We start from the raw sequence: 645 nt of genomic DNA, 5'->3' as shown, positions 1-645 counted from the left end.
GTTTCCCGTCAATGATAAGCTCGGCGTTTTCTTCCTTTAACATCTGCCAGCCTTTGAGCTGATACTTTGTGCCTTTTGTAAGTCCGTCTAATTTGACAGTATCAATGATTGTTACCTCTTTTCCTGCAAGGATAGTCTTTTCGCCGTCCTTGCTGGTCGCTGTGGTATGGATAGAGATTTCTTTTTCGTATTCATCAGTCAGCGTCCCTAAATCAATCACAAGGTTATTTCTTGATACCACGATTTCAAAAGGTGGGATAAGTTCAAAGCCTTTGTTGCTGTCAGAGCGTAATTCCTCAATGATGTAAGTATCATAAGGCAACGCACCTTTGCTGTCGTCTGGTTCAGAAGTTCCAAACCATACACCGTCCTCGCTGTTCTTGCCTGCGTTGGTATTGTGCTTATGTGAAGCCCAGTCAGCAGAAGTGGAGAATTGCCCGTTATCATCAGTTACCACTACATGATTTTCGCCCGTCGTCTTGCTTGTGATCCGAAAGGGAACATCAGCAAGACGCTTGTGTGTGCCTGCACCGATTTTTACACCCTCAATATCTCCACGCTTAATCTGATTATAGATAGAATGGGCTTTGTCGGTTAAGTCCACGATTTTTCCATTTTCTGTGATTGTAAAATCAATCGGTTTTG

The 645-nt window shown here is 43.3% G+C and carries 1 protein-coding gene; it reads right to left on the bottom strand.

Annotated elements, in window-relative coordinates; all coding sequences use genetic code 11:
- A partial coding sequence (locus tag LJD34_RS16100; protein WP_227360375.1) for a VaFE repeat-containing surface-anchored protein occupies positions 1-645 on the bottom strand: 645 nt, incomplete at both ends.

Source organism: Faecalibacillus sp. MSK20_93, from assembly GCF_020589945.1.
Classification (GTDB): Bacteria; Bacillota_I; Bacilli_A; order Erysipelotrichales; family Coprobacillaceae; genus Faecalibacillus; species Faecalibacillus intestinalis.
This window is presented reverse-complemented; position numbering and strand designations above follow the sequence as displayed.